The sequence below is a fragment of the Streptomyces sp. NPDC042002 genome (assembly GCF_055588305.1).
This window is the reverse complement of record NZ_JBVJCT010000003.1, coordinates 423,050-447,583: the sequence shown is the minus strand read 5'-3', so window position 1 is coordinate 447,583 and position 24,534 is coordinate 423,050. Positions and strand designations below refer to the sequence as shown.

Annotated in this window: 20 protein-coding genes and 1 tRNA gene; 2 read left to right on the top strand and 19 right to left on the bottom strand. The window is 68.7% G+C overall.

The features are described 5' to 3' along the window. Nucleotides 1-33 precede the first annotated feature (33 nt). The 19 genes from atpE to ACZ6KY_RS07260 all read right to left on the bottom strand — a co-directional run bounded on the left by atpE (nt 34) and on the right by ACZ6KY_RS07260 (nt 22,085). Complete coding sequence (atpE, locus tag ACZ6KY_RS07350; protein WP_355844370.1) at nt 34-261, bottom strand: ATP synthase F0 subunit C; 228 nt, start codon at nt 259-261, stop codon at nt 34-36. A 74-nt stretch (nt 262-335) separates the two neighbouring features. After that, the gene (gene atpB / locus ACZ6KY_RS07345) at nt 336-1,172 is read right to left on the bottom strand and encodes a F0F1 ATP synthase subunit A (protein WP_469309405.1); all 837 of its coding nucleotides are present in this window, start codon (nt 1,170-1,172) and stop codon (nt 336-338) included. Between the two features lie 210 nt (nt 1,173-1,382). Then, nucleotides 1,383-1,820, bottom strand: coding sequence for a hypothetical protein (locus ACZ6KY_RS07340; RefSeq protein WP_469309331.1), 438 nt, complete (start codon nt 1,818-1,820; stop codon nt 1,383-1,385). A 294-nt stretch (nt 1,821-2,114) separates the two neighbouring features. Continuing rightward, the gene (locus ACZ6KY_RS07335; RefSeq protein ID WP_469309330.1) at nt 2,115-3,482 is read right to left on the bottom strand and encodes an MraY family glycosyltransferase; all 1,368 of its coding nucleotides are present in this window, start codon (nt 3,480-3,482) and stop codon (nt 2,115-2,117) included. A 129-nt stretch (nt 3,483-3,611) separates the two neighbouring features. Further along, the gene (locus ACZ6KY_RS07330; RefSeq protein ID WP_469309329.1) at nt 3,612-4,850 is read right to left on the bottom strand and encodes a serine hydroxymethyltransferase; all 1,239 of its coding nucleotides are present in this window, start codon (nt 4,848-4,850) and stop codon (nt 3,612-3,614) included. A gap of 70 nt (nt 4,851-4,920) precedes the next feature. Further along, the gene (locus ACZ6KY_RS07325) at nt 4,921-5,589 is read right to left on the bottom strand and encodes an arsenate reductase/protein-tyrosine-phosphatase family protein (RefSeq protein WP_469309328.1); all 669 of its coding nucleotides are present in this window, start codon (nt 5,587-5,589) and stop codon (nt 4,921-4,923) included. Beyond that, nucleotides 5,586-6,233: an L-threonylcarbamoyladenylate synthase gene (locus ACZ6KY_RS07320; protein WP_261707162.1), complete on the bottom strand. Its 648-nt coding sequence runs from the start codon at nt 6,231-6,233 to the stop codon at nt 5,586-5,588. Before ACZ6KY_RS07320 ends, ACZ6KY_RS07325 begins: the two co-directional genes overlap by 4 nt. A gap of 131 nt (nt 6,234-6,364) precedes the next feature. Continuing rightward, the gene (gene prmC / locus ACZ6KY_RS07315; RefSeq protein ID WP_469309327.1) at nt 6,365-7,204 is read right to left on the bottom strand and encodes a peptide chain release factor N(5)-glutamine methyltransferase; all 840 of its coding nucleotides are present in this window, start codon (nt 7,202-7,204) and stop codon (nt 6,365-6,367) included. Nucleotides 7,205-7,282: 78 nt separating this feature from the next. After that, a complete protein-coding gene (gene prfA, locus ACZ6KY_RS07310) occupies nt 7,283-8,359 on the bottom strand; it encodes a peptide chain release factor 1 (protein ID WP_469309326.1) in 1,077 nt (358 codons plus the stop codon). Between the two features lie 170 nt (nt 8,360-8,529). Beyond that, nucleotides 8,530-8,751, bottom strand: coding sequence for a 50S ribosomal protein L31 (gene rpmE, locus ACZ6KY_RS07305; protein WP_469309325.1), 222 nt, complete (start codon nt 8,749-8,751; stop codon nt 8,530-8,532). 171 nt (nt 8,752-8,922) lie between these two features. Beyond that, on the bottom strand, nt 8,923-10,059 hold the full coding sequence (locus ACZ6KY_RS07300) for an LCP family protein (protein WP_469309324.1): 1,137 nt from the start codon (nt 10,057-10,059) through the stop codon (nt 8,923-8,925). A 209-nt stretch (nt 10,060-10,268) separates the two neighbouring features. Continuing rightward, nucleotides 10,269-12,128, bottom strand: a complete 1,860-nt coding sequence (locus tag ACZ6KY_RS07295) for a trypsin-like serine protease (RefSeq protein WP_469309323.1) — start codon at nt 12,126-12,128, stop codon at nt 10,269-10,271. Nucleotides 12,129-12,273: 145 nt separating this feature from the next. Beyond that, nucleotides 12,274-14,346, bottom strand: a complete 2,073-nt coding sequence (rho, locus tag ACZ6KY_RS07290; protein ID WP_469309322.1) for a transcription termination factor Rho — start codon at nt 14,344-14,346, stop codon at nt 12,274-12,276. A gap of 388 nt (nt 14,347-14,734) precedes the next feature. Then, the gene (gene thrB / locus ACZ6KY_RS07285; protein WP_469309321.1) at nt 14,735-15,664 is read right to left on the bottom strand and encodes a homoserine kinase; all 930 of its coding nucleotides are present in this window, start codon (nt 15,662-15,664) and stop codon (nt 14,735-14,737) included. Between the two features lie 466 nt (nt 15,665-16,130). After that, nucleotides 16,131-17,189: a threonine synthase gene (thrC, locus tag ACZ6KY_RS07280; RefSeq protein WP_469309320.1), complete on the bottom strand. Its 1,059-nt coding sequence runs from the start codon at nt 17,187-17,189 to the stop codon at nt 16,131-16,133. A gap of 6 nt (nt 17,190-17,195) precedes the next feature. Then, complete coding sequence (locus ACZ6KY_RS07275) at nt 17,196-18,488, bottom strand: homoserine dehydrogenase (RefSeq protein ID WP_469309319.1); 1,293 nt, start codon at nt 18,486-18,488, stop codon at nt 17,196-17,198. A gap of 182 nt (nt 18,489-18,670) precedes the next feature. Further along, nucleotides 18,671-20,062 (bottom strand): diaminopimelate decarboxylase, encoded by a 1,392-nt coding sequence (gene lysA / locus ACZ6KY_RS07270; protein WP_469309318.1) that lies wholly within the window; start codon nt 20,060-20,062, stop codon nt 18,671-18,673. Between the two features lie 34 nt (nt 20,063-20,096). Then, nucleotides 20,097-21,200, bottom strand: coding sequence for an ArgS-related anticodon-binding protein NrtL (nrtL, locus tag ACZ6KY_RS07265; protein WP_469309317.1), 1,104 nt, complete (start codon nt 21,198-21,200; stop codon nt 20,097-20,099). Nucleotides 21,201-21,587: 387 nt separating this feature from the next. After that, the gene (locus ACZ6KY_RS07260; protein ID WP_469309404.1) at nt 21,588-22,085 is read right to left on the bottom strand and encodes a response regulator; all 498 of its coding nucleotides are present in this window, start codon (nt 22,083-22,085) and stop codon (nt 21,588-21,590) included. 164 nt (nt 22,086-22,249) lie between these two features. Here ACZ6KY_RS07260 and ACZ6KY_RS07255 point away from each other — a divergent pair. Continuing rightward, nucleotides 22,250-22,321: transfer RNA gene (locus ACZ6KY_RS07255), tRNA-Arg, on the top strand. A gap of 338 nt (nt 22,322-22,659) precedes the next feature. After that, nucleotides 22,660-24,525: a zinc-ribbon domain-containing protein gene (locus ACZ6KY_RS07250; RefSeq protein ID WP_469309316.1), complete on the top strand. Its 1,866-nt coding sequence runs from the start codon at nt 22,660-22,662 to the stop codon at nt 24,523-24,525. Nucleotides 24,526-24,534: the final 9 nt, after the last annotated feature.

Here is a 24,534-nt window from a genome sequence, read left to right as displayed (position 1 = left end):
CTTTCGTCTAGTGGGCTGTCGCTGATCGGTGGATCAGACGCCGTAGACGAACGGCATGACCAGACCGATGAGGGCGAGCGCCTCACAGAAGGCGAAGCCGAGGATCTGGTTGGCGCGGATCAGACCGGCGGCCTCAGGCTGACGGGCGAGGGCCTGGGTGCCGTTACCGAAGATGATGCCGACGCCGACGCCGGGGCCGATGGCCGCGAGGCCGTAACCGATCGAGCCGAGCGAGCCGGAGACAGCGGCAAGGGTCTGCATGCCAGTTATTCCTTTTCTTTACGGACCGGTGGGGGTTGGCCACCGGACGACTGGGGGGTCGTGAGGACGGACGCTCAGTGGTTCTCGGCCAGCGCGCCCTGGATGAAGGTGCAGGTCAGCAGCACGAACACGTACGCCTGCAGGGCCTGGATGAACAGCTCGAAGGCCGTCATCACGATGACCATGATGAACGAGACGCCCGAGTAGACGATCCCGAGGCCGTTGAGCAGGTACCAGGTGGCGATCGTGAACAGCAGCAGCAGGGTGTGACCCGCGAACATGTTCGCGAAGAGTCGCACCGCGTGCGTGAACGGCCGGACGATCAGGTTCGAGAGCAGCTCGATGAACATGGCCAGCGGGAGGACCGGGCCCAGCGACTTGTCGTAGCCGCTGATGTTCTTGAACGCTCCGACGAATCCGTGGCGCTTGAACGTCAGGGACACCCAGACGACGTAGACGATTCCGGCCAGTACCGCGGGGTACGAGATGATCGCCGTCACCGGGAACTGGGCGACGGGGATGATCGACCAGAGGTTCATCATCCAGACGAAGAAGAACAGCGAGACGACCAGCGGTACGTACTTCTCGCCTTCCTTCTTGCCGATCGTCTCGTAGACGACACCGCGGCGGATGAAGTCGTAGCCGGCCTCGGCGACCATCTGGAGCTTGCCCGGGACGACCTTCGGCTTGCGGAAGGCGGCCCAGAAGAAGGCGACGACGATAACCGAGCCGAGCAGCGCCAGGAGCATCGTCTTGTTGAAGTACACGTCCCCGTTGCCCCACAGGGGCTTGAACAGGAACGAGTGCAGGCCAGGTGCCGGGAAGCCACAACCGTTGTTCTCGAAGATGTGGCAGTCGGTCTCGAAAGCGAGCACCTGCGTCGGGTCAGCACTCACCGCGGGCTCCTTCAGCGTGGCGCATAGGTACGGCAACCTCGTTGTGTCGGCGCGGCGCACAGCCGCGGTTCGGCACTGGACTGGTGTTACGGATGTGGGGGCGGCAGTGGGGCATCAAGCCTCGCGATTGAGCAGGCGTCAGCTCAGATGCCCGCGCCCGCGATGCCGCAGTTGGCACCGGACGATAGCAGGATCTCCCACGTGCACTTATCCCGGCCCTACCCCTCACGACGAGTGCCCCTTGTTTTCGGGCTTGTCGCCCTTCGAGGAGTCGGGTTCGACGTAGAGGATCTTGGCCTTCATATGGGCACGCGCCTGTGCGCCGATCCACACGAGGGTGGTGGCGACCAGGGTGAGCGCGAAGGACTTGGGATTGAACAGCGAGGTGTTCTTGAACACGGCGACAAAGATGAAGAGCAGAAGGATTTGCGCCGTGTAGAGCAGGAGACCCATCGCCTGGAACAAGTGCGGAAGCGATGTGGCGACGCGCTGCAGAACGTAGAGCCCGATCCCCATGAAGAGAATCACGACCAGCGTCGCGACGATCGCCCCGAGCGCCCCTTTACCGCCGGCGACCACACCGCTGACGACGGCGGCAATCGCGCCGACGGCAGCTGTGGGTACAGCGGCCTGAAGGAGGATCCGGGCGTCATTGGACGGCATGGCGGCAACTCCGCTTGCTAAGGGGGGCGTGTCGTCATGGACGAGCGTAGTCCCGGGCCGAGAGGGAACCTCACGCCAAGGGACCGTGGTGCTGGGGTCCTTCGGCTCTGCCCTGGGTTCTCGTGAACCGTATCACAAACTATTTGATGAGGTCTTTACCTGGTTGGTGTGCTGACTGTCACACATGAGAGTGAAGGTGCGCGTCCGAGCGCTCAGTGCACCAACTTGTCTGGTATTGGGACGCTTTACTACCCCACGATTTGGTCACGTGTTAGTCAGATTCTTACCTTCGGCTCAGCGCGAGGACTCGGCCTCGCGCCGGTCGAGAAGTCTCGGACGGGCTCCAATAGCCGTCGCTCCGTTGACTCCTGAGACTCCGGCAGCCGCCGGCGCACGGTGCTCGCGTGCCTCCTCCGGCCCGTCTGCCACCGCCGCCTCGTGGGTCACGGGCGACCCCGCTCCGGCAGCCTCTCCAGCGGCCGCGGCGGCGGCCCTGCGGCGCCGGTAGCGCGGCGGCAGGAGGTGCTCGGCCCAGCGCGGGGCACGCGGCGTGAAGCGCGGCAGCAGGAGCAGTACGAGACCGACCGCGCTGAGTGCCGCGATGGCGAGCACGCTCCACATGGCCCCGGAGTTGACCGAGTACGCGAGGGCGCCGAAGGCGATCAGCGCCGACCAGAAGTACATGATCAGGACGGCCCGGCTGTGCGAGTGGCCGACCTCCAGGAGGCGGTGGTGCAGATGCCCCCGGTCCGCGGCGAACGGCGACTGCCCGCGCCAGGTGCGCCGCACGATGGCGAGCACCAGGTCGGCGGCCGGGATCGCGATGATCGTCAGCGGCAGCAGCAGCGGGATGAACACCGGGACCGTCTGGTGCACGGTGTTGCGCTCGGAACCGGAGAACAGGTTCATCACGTCGGGGTCGATCTGCCCGGTGATGGAGATGGCTCCGGCGGCCAGCACCAGCCCGATGAGCATCGAACCCGAGTCGCCCATGAAGATCCGCGCGGGGTGCATGTTGTGCGGCAGGAAGCCCAGGCACATGCCCATCAGGATCGACGCGAACAGCGTCGCCGGGGCGGCGGCCTCGATGCCGTACGAGTACCAGATCCGGTAGGCGTAGAGGAAGAACGCGGCGGACGCGATGCACACCATGCCGGCGGCCAGCCCGTCGAGACCGTCCACGAAGTTGACCGCGTTGATGGTGATGACGACGAGCGCCACCGTCAGCAGGGTGCCCTGCCACTGGGTCAGCGCGACCAGGCCGACCCCGGGGATCGGCAGCCACAGGATCGTCAGACCCTGCATGACCATGACGCCCGCGGCGATCATCTGGCCGCCCAGCTTGATCAGGGCGTCGATCTCGAACTTGTCGTCCAGCACGCCGATCAGCCAGATCAGCGCGGCCCCGGAGAGCAGGGCGCGTGGTTCGTTGGAGTCCGAGAACACCGCGTTCAGGTTCTTCAGGTGGTCGGCGACCAGCAGGCCGGCGCACAGCCCGAAGAACATCGCGATGCCGCCGAGCCTCGGCGTGGGTTCACGGTGCACGTCGCGCGCCCGGATTTCCGGCATGGCTCCGGCCACGATCGCGAATTTCCGTACCGGCCCTGTCAGCAGGTACGTCACCGCGGCCGTGATGCAGAGCGTCAGCAGGTATTCACGCACGGGCTTCCCCACAGGTCTCGCTGGCCATCACAGCCCCACACCCTAGCGATGCACGCATATGGTTGAGGACTTTCGGGTAGCGACGATGGTTGCACGAGTGGCTGTGCTGCGCGGTACGCGTACCCCCGGTCAGTCCGGATAAGGCGGAAATCTACCGGTCAGTTCCCGCACTTCCTCCCGTGCCGTCCGGCCGTCGATCTCGTCCCGCAGCACCCCCGCGAAGAGTGCGGCGACCCGTGCCATCTCCGGCTCGCCCATCCCCTGGGTGGTCAGCGCCGCGGTGCCCAGCCGCAGGCCGCGGGCGTCGCCGTGAGGCAGCGCACACGTGTCGAGGACCATACCGGCGGCGGCGAGCCTGCCACGCGCGGTGCGCCCCTCGACACCGAGCGGTGCCGGATCCGCGGCGAGCAGATGGGTGTCGGTGCCGCCCGTGGTGATCGCGAGCCCCTCCGCGCCCAGCCCCTCGGCCAGCACGCGCGCGTTGGCGACCACCTGATGGGCGTACGCCGTGAACGCCGGCGCCGCGGCCTCGCCGAACGCGACGGCCTTGGCCGCGATGGTGTGCATCTGCGCGCCGCCCTGGGTGAACGGGAAGACGGCCCGGTCGACGCGCTCGGCCAGTTCACCGCCGCAAAGGATCATGCCGCCGCGCGGCCCGCGGAGCACTTTGTGGGTGGTGGCGCACACGACGTCGGCGTACGGCACCGGGTTGGGCGCCGCTCCCCCCGCGACGAGCCCGATGGGGTGGGCGGCGTCCGCGATGAGATAGGCGCCGGCCTCGTCGGCGATCTCCCGGAACAGCGCGTAGTCGATGTGCCGGGGGTACGAGATCGATCCGCAGACGACGGCCTTGGGGCGACGGGCGCGGGCCAGGGCGCGCACCTGCTCGTAGTCGATCAGCCCGGACTCCGCCTCGACGCCGTAGCCGACGAAGTCGAACCAGCGGCCGGAGAAGTTCGCGGGCGACCCGTGGGTCAGATGGCCCCCGAAGGGCAGGCCCATCGCCAGCACGGTGTCACCGGGGCGCAGCAGGGCGGCGTACGCGGCCAGGACGGCCGAACTCCCCGAGTGGGACTGGACGTTGGCGTGGTCGGCGCCGAAGAGGGCCTTGGCGCGGTCGACGGCGACGCGTTCGGCGACGTCGACGATCTCGCAGCCGCCGTGGTGACGGGCGCCGGGATATCCCTCGGCGTACTTGTTCGCCAGCGGCGAGCCGAGCGCGGCCAGCACGGCCGGCGAGGTGAAGTTCTCGGCCGCGATCAGCTGCAGCGTGGTCGACTGCCGCTCCAGCTCACCGATCAGGATCTCGGCGAGCTCGGGGTCCTGGCGGCTCAGGACATCCGCTTCGAGCGTGGTGGCGACCGGCATGGTGGACTCCGGACATCTACGGGGGACGCTTACGTCCAATGTAGAACCGGGACCGGTGGGACGCCCGGTGTCACGTCCGTGCGGGTACCCCCGTCAGAGCGGTGACGACCGGATCCAGGGCCTCGTTGATCTCGTCCCCGATGGACCGGAAGAACGGCAGCGGTGCCCCGTAGGGGTCGTAGACCTCGTCGGCCTCGGCGGTCGGGGCCAGCAGCCAGCCGCGCAGGGCCGCGGCGGCCCGCACCAGGGCGACGGCGCGGTCGATCACGCCGTCCTGGAGGGGCGGCAGGGTCGCCGTGTCTATGGCGCGGACCAGCCGGGTGAACTCCTTCAGGGTGAAGGTGCGCAGGCCGGCCGAGTGGCCCATGGAGATGACCTGGGCGCGGTGGTCGCGGGTGGCCGTCAGGACGAGGTCGGCCCGGATGACGTGGTCGTCGAGGAGCTCGCGCCCGACGAAGCCGGAGGGGTCCGCGCCGAAGTCGGTGAGGACGGTCGCGGCGTTGGCCTCCATGGGCGCGCCCTCGTGGCCCCAGGTGCCGGCGCTCTCCACGACGAGGCCGCCCCACAGGGGGTCGCCGAGCCGGTCCGCCAGGGCATGCCGGGTCAGCCGCTCGGTGATCGGCGAGCGGCACACGTTGCCGGTGCTGACGTGGAGGATGCGGAAGGACCCCCGGGGGGACCCACCGGTCCCCGTGATCCCCGTGCTTATCCATCCACGCCCCGCGTCAGGGGCTGTCAATTCGCCACCTCGAGGTCGGGTACGACCTTCCGGAGCTCCTCCGCCGACAGTGCGCCCGCGCGCAGCAGCACGGGCACCTTGCCGGTCACGTCGACGATGGAGGAGGGCACGTTGCCCGGGGTCGGGCCGCCGTCCAGGTAGACCGAGACGGAGTCGCCGAGCATGTTCTGCGCCGCGTCGCAGTCCTCCGGCGCCGGGTGGCCCGTGAGGTTGGCGGAGGAGACGGCCATCGGGCCGACCTCGGTGAGGAGCTCGATGGCGACGGGGTGCAGCGGCATACGGATCGCCACCGTGCCCCGGGTGTCCCCCAGGTCCCACTGGAGGGACGGCTGGTGCTTGGCGACGAGCGTCAGGGCGCCCGGCCAGAACGCGTCGACGAGCTCCCAGGCCATCTCGGAGAAGTCCGTGACGAGGCCGTGCAGGGTGTTCGGGGAGCCGATGAGGACGGGGGTGGGCATGTTGCGGCCCCGGCCCTTGGCGTCCAGCAGGTCGGCGACGGCCTCCGAGGTGAACGCGTCGGCACCGATGCCGTAGACGGTGTCCGTCGGGAGGACCACCAGTTCGCCACGGCGGACGGCGGACGCTGCCTCACGCAGACCTGTGGTGCGGTCGGTCGCGTCGTTGGTGTCGTATCGCCGTGCCATTTAGCGGGCCTCCTCATACACGTACTGCTGGCTTGGGGTGCGAAGAAACGCGGTGCGGGGAAACGCGGTGCGGGGGAAGGCGGTGCGGGTGCGCGGGACGGCGCCGCGCGCCCGGACCCCGTGGGCCGTGCTCACGGCATCGCCTTGCGGGCGGTCGCGAACCTCGGCCGGTTGTTGAGGTCCGGGTGGTCGGCCGCGTCGGCCCAGCCCCGCTCCTCGGTGAAGATCCAGGGCACCTGTCCGCCCTGGGTGTCGGCGTGCTCGATGACGACGACGCCGCCGGGGCGCAGCAGCCGGTGCGCGGTGCGCTCGATGCCGCGGATGAGGTCGAGTCCGTCCTCGCCCGAGAAGAGGGCGAGTTCGGGGTCGTAGTCCCGGGCCTCCGGCTGCACGTACTCCCATTCGGTGAGCGGGATGTACGGAGGGTTGGAGATCACCAGGTCCACCTGGCCGTCGAGGTCGGGGAAGGCCGCGAGGGCGTCCCCCTGGCGCAGGTCGACCCTGGACCCCTCGACGTTCTTGCGCGTCCACCGGAGGGCGTCCTCGGACAGCTCCACGGCGTGCACACGGGAGCGCGGGACCTCCTGGGCGAGGGCGAGCGCGATGGCGCCCGAGCCGGTGCACAGGTCGACGATCAGCGGCTCGACGACATCCATCGCGCGGACGGCGTCTATGGCCCAGCCGACGACCGACTCGGTCTCCGGGCGGGGGACGAACACGCCCGGCCCCACCTGGAGTTCGAGGTAGCGGAAGTAGGCGCGCCCGGTGATGTGCTGGAGCGGCTCGCGGGCCTCGCGGCGCGCGGTCACCTCCCAGTAGCGGGCGTCGAAGTCCGCGTCCTTGACGCTGTGCAGCTCGCCCCGCTTCACGCCGTGCACGAAGGCGGCGAGCTCCTCCGCGTCGTTGCGCGGCGAGGGCACGCCGGCGTCGGCCAGCCGCTGGGTGGCCTGGGCCACTTCCGCGAGCAGCACGCTGCGGGGGTTCGGGGGTCGACCCCCAAAATGTTGCTGCACGCTGGTCCTCCGGGGCTGGGCTGTTGTCGTTTGCTGTTATGCGGCGGCGAGCTTGGCGGCCGAGTCCGCGTCGACGCAGGCCTGGATCATCGCGTCGAGGTCGCCGTCGAGGACCTGGTCCAAGTTGTACGCCTTGAAGCCGACGCGGTGGTCCGAGATGCGATTCTCCGGGAAGTTGTACGTACGGATCTTCTCGGAGCGGTCGACCGTGCGGACCTGGCTGCGGCGCGCGTCGGCGGCCTCCCGTTCCGCTTCCTCCTGCGCCGCCGCGAGGAGCCTGGAGCGCAGGATACGCATCGCCTGCTCCTTGTTCTGCAGCTGGCTCTTCTCGTTCTGGCAGGAAGCGACGACTCCGGTGGGAATGTGCGTGATGCGCACCGCGGAGTCGGTCGTGTTGACGGACTGGCCGCCGGGGCCCGAGGAGCGGTAGACGTCGATACGGAGATCGTTCGCGTGGATCTCGACGTCGACCTCCTCGGCCTCGGGCGTGACGAGCACACCGGCGGCGGAGGTGTGGATACGGCCCTGCGACTCGGTCGAGGGAACGCGCTGCACCCGGTGCACGCCGCCCTCGTACTTCAGCCGGGCCCAGACGCCCTGGCCGGGCTCGGTGGCACCCTGGCCGCCCTTGGTCTTCACGGCGACCTGGACGTCCTTGTAGCCGCCGAGCTCGGACTCGGTGGCGTCGATGAGCTCGGTCTTCCAGCCGACGCGCTCGGCGTAGCGCAGGTACATGCGCAGCAGGTCACCGGCGAACAGGGCGGACTCGTCGCCTCCGGCGCCCGCCTTGATCTCCAGGATGACGTCCTTGTCGTCGCTCGGGTCGCGCGGGACCAGCAGCAGGCGGAGCTTCTCGGTGAGCTCGTCGCGCTGCTTCTCCAGGTCCTTGACCTCGGCGGCGAAGTCGGGGTCGTCGGCGGCGAACTCCTTCGCCGTGCCGATGTCGTCCCCGGTCTGCTTCCAGGAGCGGTACGTCGCGACGATCGGGGTCAGCTCGGCGTAGCGCTTGTTGAGCTTGCGCGCGTTGGCCTGGTCGGCGTGGACCGACGGGTCAGCGAGCTTCTTCTCCAGATCGGCGTGCTCGCCGATCAGTTCCTCGACCGCCTCGAACATCTCCGGCTCCAATGGACTGTCCCCAGCTCCATGACGGGCTCGGGGACGTAGGTACGGCGTGGGGTTCCCCTGCTCGAACGGGTCGAGAGCCCGGGGAGGGGGCTGGACCGCAAAGCGCCGGTCCCGGCGTCCCCGTGCGGGGGACTCCGATGACCGGCGCTGTGGGCTCGCTACTTGTTGGCAGCGGCAGCCTTGCCGAAGCGGGCCTCGAAGCGGGCCACACGGCCACCGGTGTCGAGGATCTTCTGCTTGCCCGTGTAGAACGGGTGGCACTCGGAGCAGACCTCGGCGCGGATGGCGCCGCTGGAGATCGTGCTGCGGGTGGTGAACGACGCGCCACAGGTACAGCTGACCTGCGTGTCGACGTACTCGGGGTGGATGTCGCGCTTCAAGGTGTCTCCTAGTTTCGGGAGGGCACCGGGTCGCCGCCGCTGGATGCGGATGCGTGAACCGGGGCCGACGTACCAGTCTGCCAGCACTGGCCGTATCCCCCAAAACGGGGGGACGCGACGATCTATTCCCCGGGGGTACGCGGGCGGGGTACCCGGGGGTACGCGCGCAGGTCAGCCGGGGCTGACGACGCCCTTCGCCTGGCCGGTGGCGGTTCCCTCGGTGGCCGCCTTCGGGATCGGCCGGTCGGCCTTCAGCGCCTTCCAGACCAGCTCGGCCTTGGCCTTGTCGACCAGGACGCGGTTGGCGTCGGCGCGGTCGTACTGGACGGGCATCGTCACCATGGTCATGTGGGACGAGCCGATGCCCTTGAGGCCGCCCGCGAAGGAGGCGAGGCGGGTGACACTGCCGATGTCGGTGTCGGTGGTCACCGTCTTGGTCGCGGTGTCGGCGAGGTCGAACAGCTTTTTGGGGCTGGACAGGACCCCGATGTGCTTGACCTGGTCGACGAGCGCCTTCATGAACGCCTGCTGGAGCTGGATGCGGCCGAGGTCGGAGCCGTCGCCGACGCCGTGCCGGGTGCGGACCAGGCCGAGCGCCTGCTTGCCGTTGAGGTCGTGCGACCCGGCCGTCAGGTGCAGATGGCTCTCGTGGTCCGAGATGGGCTTGGTCGTGGTGACCGTGACGCCGCCGAGGTCGTCGATCAGCTTCTGGAAGCCGCTGAAGTCGATCTCGATGTAGTGGTCCATGCGGATGCCGGACATGTGCTCGACGGTCTTCACCGCGCAGGCGGCGCCGCCGGTGGAGTAGGCGGAGTTGAACATCGCGCCGGAGACCGCGCCGTGCGTGGTGCCCCGGGAGTCGACGCAGGAGGGCCGCTCGACGAGGGTGTCGCGGGGGATGGAGACCACGCTGGCCTTCTTGTGGCCCTTGTACACGTGGACGATCATCGCGGTGTCGGAGCGGGCGCTGCCGTCGTCGGCGCCGCCGCCCAGCTTCTTGTTGGTGCCGGACCGGGTGTCGGAGCCGAGGACCAGGATGTTCTCGGAGCCGTTGTCGACCTTCGTGGGCCGGTCGCTGCCGAGTGCCTGGTTGATGTCGACGCTCTTGAGGTTGCCGTTGAGCTTGAAATACAGGTAGCCGGCTCCGGTGCCGCCGAGCACCACGATCCCCGCCGCGGTCCAGGCCGTGACGATCAGGGCCTTGCTCCGCGTGCTGCGGGTCTTGCGGCGGCGGCCCTTCGGGCGGCGCGGGGCGCTGTTGGCGGGGTCCCCCGGTATGCCGGGTTCCGGCGTGCTCTCGGCAGGCATGTGCTCCTCAATCCCTTTGCGGTCGGTTACCCCCTGCTTTCAGGGCCAGGCCCATCCGGTCGTGACGAGGCGTACCGCTCCATGGTCACTCCGTACGGTCAGACGGGGAAACCCGGGAAAGGGTTGCACAACGCAGTGTGCCCACCGCGTCACGCGGTGGGCACACTGCGTGTTCGGCCGGAGCGGGGGAAACCCGCTCACCTGCGGGGTCAGCCGAAGATGTCGTACTGCTTGAAATCGGTACCGACCGAGATCCTTGTGGCAAAGATCTCGCTGGTGGCCTTTCCGGTACCCGGGTACAGGTACAGCGTGCCGCCGGGGGTGCGGGCCAGGAAGTCCGCCTTGCCGTCGCCGGTCACGTCACCGACGGCGTCGAAGGCGTTGTAGTCGGCCCAGGTGCGCACCTTGACGCGGGTGGAGAAGGCGCCGCTGCCGGTCTTGCCGGTGCCCTTGTACAGGTAGACGTACGAGCCCGTCTTGCTGCGCGCGATCAGGTCGGCCTTGCCGTCGCCGGTGAAGTCGCCGTGCGCGCGCACCGAGTTGTACTGGTTCCAGCCGGTGCCGACCTCGACGCGGGCCGAGAAGGTGCCGTCGCCCTTGCCCGGGTACTCCCACATCGCTCCGGCGGAGTCTACGGAGAGGATGTCGGGCAGGCCGTCGCCCGTGAGGTCACCGGGGGCGAGGATGCGGGCGCGGGTGCCCCAGCCGCTGAAGATCTTGTCCTTGGCCCACTTGCCCGTCGCGGGCAGCCAGTGCATCCATGTGACGTCGCCGCTGGCGCTCTCGCGGACCACGAAGTCCTGGTAGCCGTCGCGGTTGAGGTCGCTCTGGAGCACGACGTTGACGCCGTCCCAGTTGGACCACGACTGACGCGCGGCGAACGAGATGCCGTTGGAGTCCTTCTCGTAGCCCGTCCTGGTGGACGAGTTGCGGACCCACAGGTCGGCCTTGTGGTCGTTGTTCAGGTTGCTGTCCTCGACGCGCGGCCAGATGGCGCCGACATAGGCGCTGGTCTTCGAGAAGACGCCGTAAGCGCCCTTCTCGACGCAGTCCTCGACACCCCAGGAGACGACACCCACGATGCGGGCGCTGGTGCCGCTGCCGACGATCAGCGGGCCGCCGGAGTCACCGTTGCAGGCCGAGGTGGTGCCGGCGTCCGTGCCGGTCGCCGCGGTGCCCGCGCAGATCATGTGGCCCTCGACGAAGTCGTCCTCACCGAGGACCGACCGCATGGCCGTGTTGCACGTGCTGTCCGAGTTGATCGGCAGCGTGGCCGTCTTCAGCGTCTCGGAGATGTCCTGCGTGGCGGAACTGGTGCGGCCCCAGCCGTAGAGCGTCGCCTTGGTGCCCGACACGTACGACGCGGTGTCACCGGACGTCGTCATGCGGATCGGCTTGGCGGTGACGGGGTTCGCCAGCGTGATGACCGCGACGTCGTTGTTGATGGTGGTGGGGCTGTAGGACGGGTGGGTCCACTGGCGCAGGGCGCCGGTCACCGTGCCACCGTGCAGGTCGACGTTGTCCGCGGAGTCGCTGGTCGGCAGCTGGGCGGTGCCGGTCACGACGACGCCGTTGGCCTTCCAGTCGTACGTCTTGCCGTGCTCGTCCTTGGTGCAGTGCGCGGCGGTGAGGATCTTCGTCGGCGACACGACGGAGCCACCGCAGAAGAAGCCGAGGTCGTCGGCTGTGCTGGTGGTGCCCTTGTCGTCGTAGTACCAGAGCTGGGCCATCCACGGGGCCGTGCTGATGGTGGTCGTGGCGCCACCGATGATCTTCGGGTCGACGTGGGCCGGGCTCGTGGTGGCGCTCAGGGAGGCCTTACGGGCGGTCTGGCCCGCAGTGTCGTCACCGGCCAGGGCGCCCGCGACGCGCTTCTCCAGCACCGCCTGGGACGGCGTGGCGTTGGCGAGGTTCACGGTGGGCGTGGGCAGCGTCGAGCCGGGCGCCGCGTTCGCCGACGACACCAGCAACGCGCCTGCGACGGCGGCGGCGAGGCCGGCCGCGGCAACCGGAACGGCGATCCGTATGCGGCGTCTGTGGCGACCGCCTGCGGAAGTGGACGTATCCACTCAAGTCCCCCCTCAGAGTCAAGAGTTCAGGTCTGCTTCAGCAGAAGTTCGAAGGCGCGATCGTACACGTGCACCGAACAGCGCAAAGGGCCGCCCTCGTCACTCGCGTGACGGGGGCGGCCCTTGGTGGTTCTTGCCCTGAGACCTAGTCGTTGCTGTTGCCCGGCGACGGCGTGGTCTTCTGGATCTGGAGCAGGAACTCGGCGTTCGACTTCGTCTGCTTCATCTTGTCGAGCAGCAGCTCGATCGCCTGCTGCTGGTCCAGCGCGTGGAGCACGCGGCGCAGCTTCCAGGTGATGGCGAGCTCGTCGCTGCCGAGCAGGAGCTCTTCCTTACGGGTACCGGACGCGTCGACGTCCACCGCCGGGAAGACGCGCTTGTCGGCGAGCTTCCGGTCGAGCTTGAGCTCGGCGTTGCCGGTGCCCTTGAACTCCTCGAAGATGACCTCGTCCATGCGCGAGCCGGTGTCGACGAGCGCGGTGGCCAGGATGGTCAGCGAGCCGCCGTCCTCGATGTTGCGCGCGGCACCGAAGAAGCGCTTCGGCGGGTACAGCGCGGTCGAGTCGACACCACCGGACAGGATGCGGCCGGAGGCCGGGGCGGCGAGGTTGTACGCACGGCCCAGACGCGTGATCGAGTCGAGCAGTACGACGACGTCGTGGCCCAGCTCCACCAGACGCTTGGCACGCTCGATGGCGAGCTCGGCGACCGTGGTGTGGTCCTCGGCCGGGCGGTCGAAGGTCGAGGAGATGACCTCGCCCTTCACCGACCGCTGCATGTCGGTGACCTCTTCCGGACGCTCGTCGACCAGGACGACCATCAGGTGGCACTCGGGGTTGTTGTGCGTGATCGCGTTGGCGATCGCCTGCATGATCATGGTCTTGCCGGTCTTCGGCGGAGCCACGATCAGACCGCGCTGGCCCTTGCCGATCGGCGCGACGAGGTCGATGATCCGGGTCGTCAGCACGCCCGGGTCGGTCTCCAGGCGGAGCCGGTCCTGCGGGTACAGCGGCGTCAGCTTGTTGAACTCCGGTCGCCCGCGCCCGGAGTCGGGGGCCATGCCGTTGGTCGAGTCCAGGCGCACCAGCGCGTTGAACTTCTCGCGGCGCTCGCCGTCCTTGGGCTGACGGACCGCGCCGGTGACGTGGTCACCCTTGCGCAGACCGTTCTTGCGGACCTGGGCGAGAGAGACGTACACGTCGTTGGGACCCGGCAGGTAGCCCGACGTACGGATGAACGCGTAGTTGTCGAGGATGTCGAGGATGCCCGCGACGGGGATCAGCACGTCGTCGTCGGCGACCTGCGGCTCGGCGATCTCGTCGCGTCCACGACGCCCACGGCGGTCCCGGTAACGGCCGCGCCGGCCGCGGCGTCCGCCCTCGAAGTCGTCGTCGTCCTGCGGGCCGTTGTCACGGGGGCCGTTGTCACGCGGAGCGTTGTCACGCGGAGCGTTGTCACGGGGGCCGCTGTCGCGCGTCTGCTGGCGGTCCTGACGGCCGCCGCCCTGCTGCTGACGGTCCGGACGGTCCTGGCGCTCCTGGCGCTCCTGACGGTCCGGGCGCTGCTGTCCGGCACCCTGGCCGCCCTGCTGCTCGTCGCCCTTGGCCGGACGGCGGTCGCGGTCACGGCCACCCCGGTCGCGGTCGCGACGGTCACGGCGCTCGCGACGTCCGTCGGCGCCCTCGGCGTCGCCCTGCGTCTCGGCCTTCGGCTCGCTCTTCGCCTCGGCGGCAACCGTCTCGGGGCTGCCCGCCTCGGCGGTGGCACGGCGACGGCGGCGCTCGGCCGGAGCGTCGTCGCTGAGCGGCTGGCCGGGGATCTCGATCTGCTGCTGGGCCACGGCCTTCTCGGCGGCGACCTTCTCGGCCTTGGCCTCGGCCGGCGCCGCGGCCTCGTCACCCGTACGGGCCTTCGAGGTGGTCCGGCGCTTCGGCTTGGTCTCGGCGGCGGCGTCGTCGGACGCCGTCTTGGCCGGGGCACCCCCTCCGGCCTGCGCCTCCTTGATGACCTCGATCAGCTGGCTCTTGCGCATACGCGCGGTGCCCCTGATCCCGAGGCCGGATGCGACCTGCTGCAGCTCGGCCAGCACCATGCCTTCGAGGCCGGTACCGCGGCGTCGCCTGGAGCCGGCACCGGTGGCAGGCGCGGAGGCGTCCGTGGCGGGCGCGGCAGCGGTCTCCTCGACACGTGCGCCCATCAGATCGGTGGTGTCGCTCACGAAGGGTCCTTCCCTGGAGCGGACGTCGGCCTGTCTGGCTCGGCGACCGGTTGTGCTGTCCGGCATTGGTCCTTGCTGTGTGGACCGTGCCGGGGCGGTGGTCCGCCTAAGCGGCGGAAGACATTGCTGATGATGACGGTTCCGGAGCCGTGGCACTGAGGTTCGGTGTCATCGGCTCGGTCACGCCGGTTCCGGAGCGTGCTCAGCACTGCTCAGCGCATAGCACCCAATGCAAGGCACATAGCAGTTTGGGAGGCTCCCGGAAGAATGGGTGTCCCGGACGGGGACGCGAAGCACCTCGCCATGGTGGGGTCGGGTGCAGACTTGAGGTTAACACTACCGGATCCAACAAACATTCCCCCTCTCCAAATCCGGCGACCGTGCGTCGTCAATTGACCCCGACAGGTGCGAGCGGCAATACGCACGCCCCCTGGGCGTCGAGGTCCAGACGGTTGGCGGCCCAGCCCTGACCTGCGAGATCGGCCACCTTGTCGGCCGACGCGCGGTCCGCCAGCGCGAGGACCGTGGGTCCCGCGCCGGAGATCACCGCGGGGATGCCGTCGGCGCGCAGGCGCTCCACGAGCGCGGCGCTCTCCGGCATCGCCGGGGCGCGGTACTCCTGGTGCAGCCGGTCCTCGGTCGCGGGCAGCAGCAGCTCGGGGCGCCGGGTCAGCGCCTCGACGAGCAGTGCGGCGCGACCCGCGTTGGCGGCGGCGTCGACATGCGGAACGGTGCGCGGCAGCAGACCGCGCGCGGTCTCGGTGAGCACGGGCTTTCCCGGTACGAAGACCACCGGAACGATGGAATCGGCGGGCTCCATCCTGATCGCCCGCGCGGCGCCCGACTCCATCCAGGAGAGCGTGAACCCGCCGAGCAGACAGGCCGCGACGTTGTCGGGGTGTCCCTCGATCTCGGTCGCGAGCTCGAGGAGCGCGGTGTCGTCGAGCCTGCTGTCCCCGCCTATCGTCACCGCGCGGGCGGCGACGATTCCGGCGCAGATGGCGGCCGAGGAGGAGCCGAGACCCCTGCCGTGCGGGATGCGGTTGGCGCACACGATCTCGAGGCCGCGCGGTTGCCCGCCCAGCAGGTCGAAGGCGGTGCGCAGGGAACGTACGAGGAGATGGTTCTCGTCGCGCGGCAGCGTCTCACTGCCCTCACCCGCGATGTCGATGTGCAGCCCGGAATCGGCCACCCGGACGACCACGTCGTCGTACAGCCCCAGTGACAGCCCGAAGGCGTCGAAACCCGGGCCGAGGTTGGCGCTGGTGGCGGGGACGCGCACCCGGACGGCGGCGGCGCGGAACGCTGGACCGGCCATCGCTCGATGACTCTCCTTGAGCTGCGTGATGTACGAGATTTTCGAAGAACTGCGAGATGAACCGCGACAGACGGGCACAGGACCCGGAATCCGCAAAGACGGGCGCGGCACCGCGGCATATGCGGCGGGCGGGTTCGGTACAGCCTATCGAAGGAAGGTTCTGCGGCGACATAGGGCGCACAGGAGGCGCACGATGCGTGTCGTAAGCCCCTCGTGCACCCCCTGACGGGTCGCCATGGGGATGCCCCCCCCCCGCGAACGGACGGTTTCCGTCGGCTTTCTGACGGTTTCCCGCCCGCCCGCGGCGCGTTCCGCCCTGTTCGACGGGTTCCGCCGGGCCGGGTGGGGCCGGCCCGGCCCCACCTGGCGGGTTCACGCCTGGCGGCTTTACGCCAGACCGGGCCCGGTTCCGCTCCGGAGCTTCACGCCGGACCGGGCCTGGGCTGACGCCGGAGCAGGCTTCGGCCTACGCCAGACCGAGCCGCTCGGCCGCCGTCGCCGCGTCCACCGGGACGGTGACCGGCTGCGGAGCGCCCGCGACGGCCCAGTCGGGGTCCTTGAGACCGTTTCCGGTGACCGTGCAGACGATGCGCTGGCCCGGGTCGACCTTGCCCTGCTCGGCGGCCTTCAGCAGACCGGCGACGGACGCGGCGGACGCGGGCTCCACGAAGACGCCCTCCTGCGCGGCCAACAGCCGGTAGGCGCGCAGGATCTCACGGTCCGTCACCTCGTCGATGAGGCCGCCCGACTCGTCCCGCGCGGCCAGCGCGAACTGCCACGAGGCCGGGTTGCCGATACGGATCGCGGTGGCGATCGTCGACGGGTCCTTGACGATCTCGCCGCGCACGATCGGCGCGGAGCCGGACGCCTGGAACCCCCACATGCGCGGGGTGCGCCGGGCGATGCCGTCGGCGGCGTACTCGGTGTACCCCTTCCAGTACGCGGTGATGTTGCCCGCGTTGCCCACCGGAAGGACATGGATGTCGGGCGCGTCGCCGAGCATGTCCACGATCTCGAAGGCGGCGGTCTTCTGGCCCTCGATACGCACCGGGTTCACCGAATTGACCAGCGCCACCGGGTAGTTGTCGGACAGCGAGCGCGCCAGCGTCAGACAGTCGTCGAAGTTGCCGTCGACCTGGAGGATCTTGGCGCCGTGGATGAGGGCCTGCCCCATCTTGCCGAGCGCGATCTTGCCCTGCGGCACGAGGACGGCGCAGACCATCCCGGCGCGTACGGCGTAGGCGGCGGCGCTCGCCGACGTGTTGCCGGTGGAGGCGCAGATGACGGCCTTCGCGCCCTCCTCCTTCGCCCGCGTGATGGCCATGGTCATACCGCGGTCCTTGAAGGAACCGGTCGGGTTGGCGCCCTCCACCTTGAGGTGGACCTCGCAGCCCGTGCGCTCGGAGAGCACCTGCGCGGGTACGAGCGGCGTGCCGCCCTCGCGGAGCGAGACGACCGGCGTGCTGTCGGACACCGGAAGCCGGTCCCGGTACTCCTCGATGATTCCGCGCCACTGGTGGGTCATTGCTGGTTACTCTCCTTCAACCCGCATGATGCTGGCGACACCCCGCACGGTGTCGAGGCCGCGCAACGCCTCGACGGTCCCGGCGAGGGACGCGTCGGACGCACGATGGGTGACGACGACGAGGGAGGCCTCGCCGTCCTTGCCCGACTGGCGCACGGTGTCGATGGACACTCCGTGCTCGGCGAAGACGGTGGCGACCTGGGCGAGAACACCGGGTTTGTCGGCCACGTCGAGGCTGATGTGGTACCGCGTGACGACCTCGCCCATGGGCGAGACGGGCAGCTGGGTGTACGCGGAGGCACCGGGGCCGGTGGCACCGCCGAGCTTGTTGCGGCAGACGGCGACCAGGTCGCCGAGGACGGCGGAGGCGGTCGGGGCGCCGCCGGCGCCCGGCCCGTAGAACATCAGCTGACCGGCGGCGTCCGACTCGACGAACACGGCGTTGTACGCGCCGCGCACGGAGGCGAGCGGGTGGGTCAGCGGAATCATCGCGGGATGGACGCGCGCCGTCACCGAGCCCCCGTCGGCCGCCCGCTCGCACAGGGCGAGCAGCTTGATGGTGCAGCCCATCTCCTTCGCCGAGGCGAAGTCGGCGGCGGTGACCTCGCTCATGCCCTCGCGGTAGACGTCGTCGAGGCGCACGCGGGTGTGGAAGGCGATCCCGGCGAGGATGGCGGCCTTGGCGGCGGCGTCGAACGCCTCGACGTCGGCGGTGGGGTCGGCCTCGGCGTACCCGAGCGCGGTGGCCTCGTCGAGGGCCTCCTGGTAACCCGCGCCCGTGGAGTCCATCTTGTCGAGGATGAAGTTGGTGGTCCCGTTGACGATCCCCATCACCCGGTTGATCTTGTCGCCGGCGAGGGACTCGCGCAGCGGCCGGATCAGCGGGATGGCGCCGGCGACGGCGGCCTCGTAGTAGAGGTCCCTGCCGTGCTCCTCGGCCGCCGCGTGCAGGGCGGCGCCGTCCTGGGCGAGCAGCGCCTTGTTCGCGGAGACGACGGAGGCGCCGTGCTCGAACGCGGTCGTGATCAGCGTACGGGCGGGCTCGATGCCGCCGATGACCTCGACGACGACGTCGATGTCCCCGCGTTTGACGAGGGCGGTGGCGTCGGTGGTGACCAGGCCGGGGTCGATGCCCTCGCGCACCCGGGAGGGCCGGCGGACGGCCACGCCCGCGAGCTCGACGGGGGCGCCGATCCTGGCCGCGAGGTCGTCGGCGTGCGTCGTCATGATGCGCGCCACCTCTGAGCCGACAACCCCGCAGCCCAGCAGCGCCACCTTCAGCGGACGCGTACGCATCATCCGACCTCGTTTCCTCATACCGTCTTCGGTTGGACCAGTCTCACTCACCGGACGGGAGTTTCTACCCTTCGTCCGGATCGTGAGACGTCCATTTCATTTTTCTGGTAGGTGACGACAGGAGATCTTCCACCCGTCCACACCCGTACATCCGATCACCTGACGTCACCCCCTGTCACCTGACGTCACCCGACATCGAGGCGCAGGAGGTCCTCCTCGGTCTCGCGGCGGACGATCACCCGCGCCGCGCCGTCCTTCACGGCGACGACCGGCGGGCGCAGCGCGTGGTTGTAGTTGCTGGCCATGGACCGGCAGTACGCGCCGGTGGCCGGGACCGCGATGAGGTCGCCCGGGGCCAGGTCGGCGGGCAGGAAGGCGTCCTTCACGACGATGTCACCGCTCTCGCAGTGCTTGCCGACGACGCGCACGAGCATCGGCTCCGCGTCGGAGACGCGCGAGACGAGGGCGACGCTGTACTCGGCGTCGTACAGCGCGGTCCTGATGTTGTCGGACATCCCGCCGTCCACCGAGACGTACGTCCGCAGCCCGTCGAGCGGCTTGATGGTGCCGACCTCGTACAGCGTGAACGCGGTGGGCCCGACGATGGCGCGTCCGGGCTCCACGGAGATCCGCGGCGTGCGCAGCTTCGCGGCCTCGCACTCACGCGTCACGATCTCGCTCAGCGCCTTGGCGATCTCGTGCGGCTCGCGGGGGTCGTCGTCGCTGGTGTACGCGATGCCGAGACCGCCGCCGAGGTCGATCTCGGGCAGCTCGACCCCGTGCTCGTCCCGCACGGCGGCCAGCAGCGCGACCACGCGCCGGGCGGCGACCTCGAAGCCGGCCATGTCGAAGATCTGCGACCCGATGTGCGAGTGGATCCCGACGAGTTCGAGCGCGTCGAGCCCCAGTGCCCGTCGTACGGCCTCGGCGGCCTGCCCGTCGGCGAGCGCGATGCCGAACTTCTGGTCCTCGTGCGCCGTGGCGATGAACTCGTGCGTGTGTGCCTCCACGCCCACCGTCACCCGGATCTGCACCCGCTGCCGCTTGCCGAGGGACTGGGCGATGTGGGCGACCCGCACGATCTCCTGGAAGGAGTCGAGCACGATCCGCCCGACCCCCGCCTCGACAGCCGTACGGATCTCGTTCCCGGACTTGTTGTTGCCGTGGAAGGCGATGCGGTCGGCGGGCATTCCGGCGGAGAGGGCGGTCGTCAGCTCACCCCCGGAACACACGTCCAGGTTGAGCCCCTCCTCGTACAGCCAGCGCACGACGGCGCGCGACAGGAAGGCCTTGCCCGCGTAGAAGACATCGGCGTCGTGCCCGAACGCGGTGCGCCAGGCACGCGCCCGCTCCCGGAAGTCGGCCTCGTCGAGGAAGTACGCCGGCGTGCCGAACTCCTCGGCGAGCGCGGTGACTTCGAGCCCGCCGACGCTCACGACTCCGTCGTCCGTACGGCTGATGGTGTGCGACCACACCTTGGGGTCGAGGGTGTTGAGGTCGGCGGGCGGGGCGCTGTAGTGGCCCTCGGCGAAGACGTCGGCGTGACGGGGCCCGGCGGGATGTGCGGAACGGCTCATGTCTGTAGGGCTTTCTGCTGTGTCATCTGCTGGGTCAGAGGTGTTCGGGTGCGCTGATGCCGAGCAGGGACAGGCCACCGGCCAGCACCGTCCCGGCGGCTTCGGCGAGCGCGAGCCGGGCGCGGTGGGCGGCCGAGGGTTTCTCGTCGCCGAGCGGCAGCACGACGTGCTGAAAACCGAGAAGAGCGTCAGCGGTCACCACGAGATGCCGCGCCAGCCGATCGGGCGCCCGATGCCGCGCGGTGACACACAGGGCGTGCGGATACTCGGCCAGGGCGGCGAGGAGATCGGCTTCGTCTTGGTGGGGAGGGGCGGGGACGTCCGTACGGCGGGTGTGGTCGACGGTCGGACCACCGGCGTCACGGGGGGTGGGCGAGTCCTCCCCCGAATGGGCGGGCGTGGGCGAGCCACCTGCACCGCTCGGAGGGCGTACGTCCTCGTGGGCACCGGAGTAGCCGAGGGTGGCGGCGTTGCGGCGCAGGGCCCGGGTGCGGGCGTGGGCGTAACGGACACGGAAGAGCGGGTTGCTCTCGCGCTGGAGCAGGTGGTCGGCGCTGATCCGGGGCCGGTCGTGGGGCGCGGGATGCAGCAGCGCCCAGCGGGAGGCGTCGGGTCCGAGGTCTGCGGGGTCCTCGGTCGCCGGCGCGGGCACGGGCCGCAGGTTCACGGGCTCCGCGTGGCTGACCTCGGCACGTCCGCCCTGGGTGGCGACGATCCGTACGAGGGTGTCGGCGACGACTTCGGCCCGGGTGTCGTGGGGCACGCGCAGCTCGACGACCTGCCCGGCGAGGGAGTCGCCGTACCCGTACCGCACCCCCTTCTCCAGCACCTCTCCCACCAGGGCGGCGAACGCTCCGCCCCCGAGGGTGATGTTGAGGAACCCGGGCCCGGTGACGGTCACGTCGGCGACCCCGGGGGCACCCGCGATGTGCGGCCGCAGGATCTCGGCGACCTCCCGGGCCGGCCGCCCGGCCGGACCGGCCAGCCGCAACGCGATGTTCGTCGCGTAGTCACCGCACCCACCCGGCCCCGGCGGGGTGACCGCCGCACCCGCGGGCACGCGGACACCCAGTTCCCCCACATCGACAGCACGACGCACCGCGCGCAGCACGGTCCGGGAGAGCTCGACGGGAGTCACGGCTCAAGCCTAGGGGAGGAGGGGGGTGGGAACGCGAGCCGGTTTGGGGGATGGTCCGGGATGTGGACGGGGACGCGATGGGGAGCTGGGGCTGGGAGGCGGTACTCCGGGAGGCCGGGGTCTGTCGATGGGGTTGGGGGCAGTACTCCCCCTGGGACCTGTGACGGACGCTGGACTTGGGGGACGACACCCCGGTGACCAGCGACGGACGCTGGACCTGGGGGCGGTGCTCCGATGGCCGGGCTCGGGGGTCGGGGTCCGTGGGCCCCGGGGGCGCACCCCGGGAGTGGACTCGGGGCGCTGCTCCGGGGGCACGATTCCGGCGGCCGGGGCGCTGCGCCAAACACACCACCAGGGCGCTGCGCCAACCATGCCACCGAGTACAACTCAGTGACCGGTGCGCCCCGCACGCTCGGTCTCCTCGACAGCGCCGCCCGCAAGGCCACCGCCCACCTCGACCTCACCCCGCTCCATCAACTGCCTTACCAGCCGCACGAGTTCGGAGGGTTCGAAAGGCTTGGCGAGAAAGGCGTCGACACCGACGTCGAGCCCGCTCTCGACCTCGTACTGCGTACAGGCGCTGACGATGGCGAGCGGAAGATTCCGGGTCCGCGGATCGGCGCGCAGTCGAGCGGCGGTGCGCAGTCCGTCGAGCCGAGGCATCACGACGTCGAGGGTGACGACATCGGGCCGAACGTGATGGACGACGTCCAGACACTCGACACCGTCAGCCGCGGTCACGACCTCGAGACCCTCCAGCTCGAGGTTGACCCTGATCAGCTGCCGGATGACCTTGTTGTCGTCCACAACAAGCACCCGACCGGACACGCCTGGCACAACTCGAGAGTAGGTCCGCGCCCACCGCCGCGTCCGGGTTTTCCCCACTTCCAACCCGTGCGGACCCCACCACTCGACCAGGCGGCGCACCCCACCGCCCAGCACTCCCCCACTCCCCGCAACACCACCCGACCCGGACCAAAACACGTGGCGATCACCCCTGAAAGAGCTGGTAGGGTTCTACCCGTCGCCGCACACAAAGCGCCCGACACGCCCCCGTAGCTCAGGGGATAGAGCAACGGCCTCCGGAGCCGTGTGCGCAGGTTCGAATCCTGCCGGGGGCACTCGCCACACAGCCAGCAAGAATCACCCGCTGAGCTGGGCGGATGCCTAGACGAGAGAGCGGGAGTCAGTCTCACTGACTCCCGCTCTTTCTCGTTCTCTCTCATTGTTCGCGCACTATCTGCGATACACGCGATACACCGCCGCGACAGCGTTGGCACCCTCTGCCTGCGACCACAAAGGCACCCCCTCACGAGCTGACGCACAGGCCTGCCGGCAACTAGAGGCTCGCCCCTCCCCTGGCGCGACCTCGGATCCTGCACCACGCGAGATCAAACGAAGCGCACCCCACAGCTCCGAAGAGGCATACGATGCGCCTGCTTCGATCCTTTGGGGGGATATGTCGCGCAACAAGGATGGACCCGAAGCGCAACAGGATGCGCTCACCTTCACTCACCCACGCATCGCGAAAGAACTGATCGCGGTCATCGGCCATGGCGAGGTCACGAGTGGACTCCTCCGACCTTCCGATCAGCGAGAGTGCAGATGGCGCTGCACAACGTGCGCGCATGAGTGGACTTGTTCCGTGCACAAGCGAACCTCGGGTGGGACAGGCAGCGGTTGCCCAAAGTGCGGACGCCTACGAACAATCAACGCCCGCCGGATAGCCCGTCAGGGCGAGTCGCTAGCAGACCTGCACCCGGAACTGGCACAAGAATTTGTCGTCAATCTGGACAATGAACTCACGGTCTCGCAACTCAAACCGAACAGCAACTACAAATGTCGCTGGCGCTGCCGCTCCTGCAACAACGAATGGGTAGCGGTTCCGAATAATCGCGTGTCCGGAAAAACTGGATGCCCCGCCTGTTTCGCAGTTAGACGCGGAAGCTGGAGACGTCAACCCAAGGGCATCTCTCAAACCGCACACGATGCACTTGGAGAAGCTGCCTCAGAGTTCGTCAGCAATGAAACAACCCCCGGTCACGATCTAACCATGCTCAGGCCCGGCTCTGCGGATAAGTGCACATGGTCGTGCTCAACTTGCGGTCATATCTGGCTAGCTTCTGTCGCCTCTCGCGTTAACTCCCACAGGAATCGAAGCGGATCTGGATGCCGCAAATGCTATGACCGCCGAATCGCCACGCGCCGCAGAACCCCCAACGAAGGGGAGTCCCTGAAGGATTGCTACCCTCAGATCAGCCAATCCTTCATCGAGAACCTAACCACGCCCGGAGCAGGTCCCGAAAAATTGCGTATCCGCAGCAACGACCGATGCCTCTGGAGATGCAACTACGGGCACGAATGGGAAGCTAACGTCCTGTCCCGAACTTATGGTTCCGGCTGCCCCAAGTGCACTTCAGCAGGAAGATCGCGTTTTGAGCTTGAGGTACGGTCACTGCTCACAGCAGTAACGGGGACAGACGTGGTATGCGACTATGCCATCGAACATGTGCGCGGCCTATCGGGGCGCCATCCCAGAGTAGATCTGTTCGTTCCGGCAATTCAGCTCTACGTAGACCTCGACCCGTTTCACACGCACAGAACAGATGGCCACAGGGAGAAGGATGCCAGGAAGAGCACACTTCTCCATGATTTGGACTACGTTCGAGCTCGCGCCCTTGGCCTGCCTGAGATTCCAGGGGAATATGTAGTAGTTGACGATAGCACTAAGGACGGGATCGACGCATGGATCTGGACATCCGCTCTTCGCCCAATCATGCTCTCTCGCGGACTCCAATTTAAAACACTCAGCAAGGCTCAAATTGCGAGCGCTCTTGGGCTGGCCGCAGATGACTGGTCGACAGTCAAAGGGCGGGTGAGATTCGAGTCCGCAGCTGAAAGGAGTCCAGCACTACTCACTGAATTCAGGAAGAATCTCACACGACCCAACTATGATCTACGCCTATGCTCACCTTCTTCCTTCGATATAGCGGAATGGCTATGCGGCAAGTGCGGACACATATGGACTACGGCGATCCACAATAGGACTGTCAGTGGTTCCGGTTGTCACGCATGCCATCGACAAGGAATCAACAACAACAACGTCTCCCGCTCGATGGCACCTCCAGGCGAATCACTCGCAGACCTTTTTCCTGACATCGCCGCTAGGTTCATCCGTTGTTTGAAGGATTCAAGTCGCACCCCAGACAACCTTCGCGTCAAAAGTAATCTGAGGTGCGAGTGGTCTTGCCACACAGGCCAACACATATTCAGCGCGCCAGTCTTCGCAGTATCAGGCGGCGCTAAGCGTCGGTGTTGCAAATAAACGCTCGCA

Bases quoted from the DNA above. Each gene is read 5' to 3' on its own strand.
- atpE (WP_355844370.1), bottom strand. From the start codon at position 261: ATGCAGACCCTTGCCGCTGTCTCCGGCTCGCTCGGCTCGATCGGTTAC.
- ACZ6KY_RS07340 (WP_469309331.1), bottom strand. From the start codon at position 1,820: ATGCCGTCCAATGACGCCCGGATCCTCCTTCAGGCCGCTGTACCCACA.
- ACZ6KY_RS07330 (WP_469309329.1), bottom strand. From the start codon at position 4,850: ATGCCGGTCGCCACCACGCTCGAAGCGGATGTCCTGAGCCGCCAGGAC.
- ACZ6KY_RS07320 (WP_261707162.1), bottom strand. From the start codon at position 6,233: ATGGCACGGCGATACGACACCAACGACGCGACCGACCGCACCACAGGT.
- prfA (WP_469309326.1), bottom strand. From the start codon at position 8,359: ATGTTCGAGGCGGTCGAGGAACTGATCGGCGAGCACGCCGATCTGGAG.
- ACZ6KY_RS07300 (WP_469309324.1), bottom strand. From the start codon at position 10,059: ATGCCTGCCGAGAGCACGCCGGAACCCGGCATACCGGGGGACCCCGCC.
- thrB (WP_469309321.1), bottom strand. From the start codon at position 15,664: ATGGCCGGTCCAGCGTTCCGCGCCGCCGCCGTCCGGGTGCGCGTCCCC.
- thrC (WP_469309320.1), bottom strand. From the start codon at position 17,189: ATGACCCACCAGTGGCGCGGAATCATCGAGGAGTACCGGGACCGGCTT.
- ACZ6KY_RS07275 (WP_469309319.1), bottom strand. From the start codon at position 18,488: ATGATGCGTACGCGTCCGCTGAAGGTGGCGCTGCTGGGCTGCGGGGTT.
- lysA (WP_469309318.1), bottom strand. From the start codon at position 20,062: ATGAGCCGTTCCGCACATCCCGCCGGGCCCCGTCACGCCGACGTCTTC.
- ACZ6KY_RS07250 (WP_469309316.1), top strand. From the start codon at position 22,660: ATGTCGCGCAACAAGGATGGACCCGAAGCGCAACAGGATGCGCTCACC.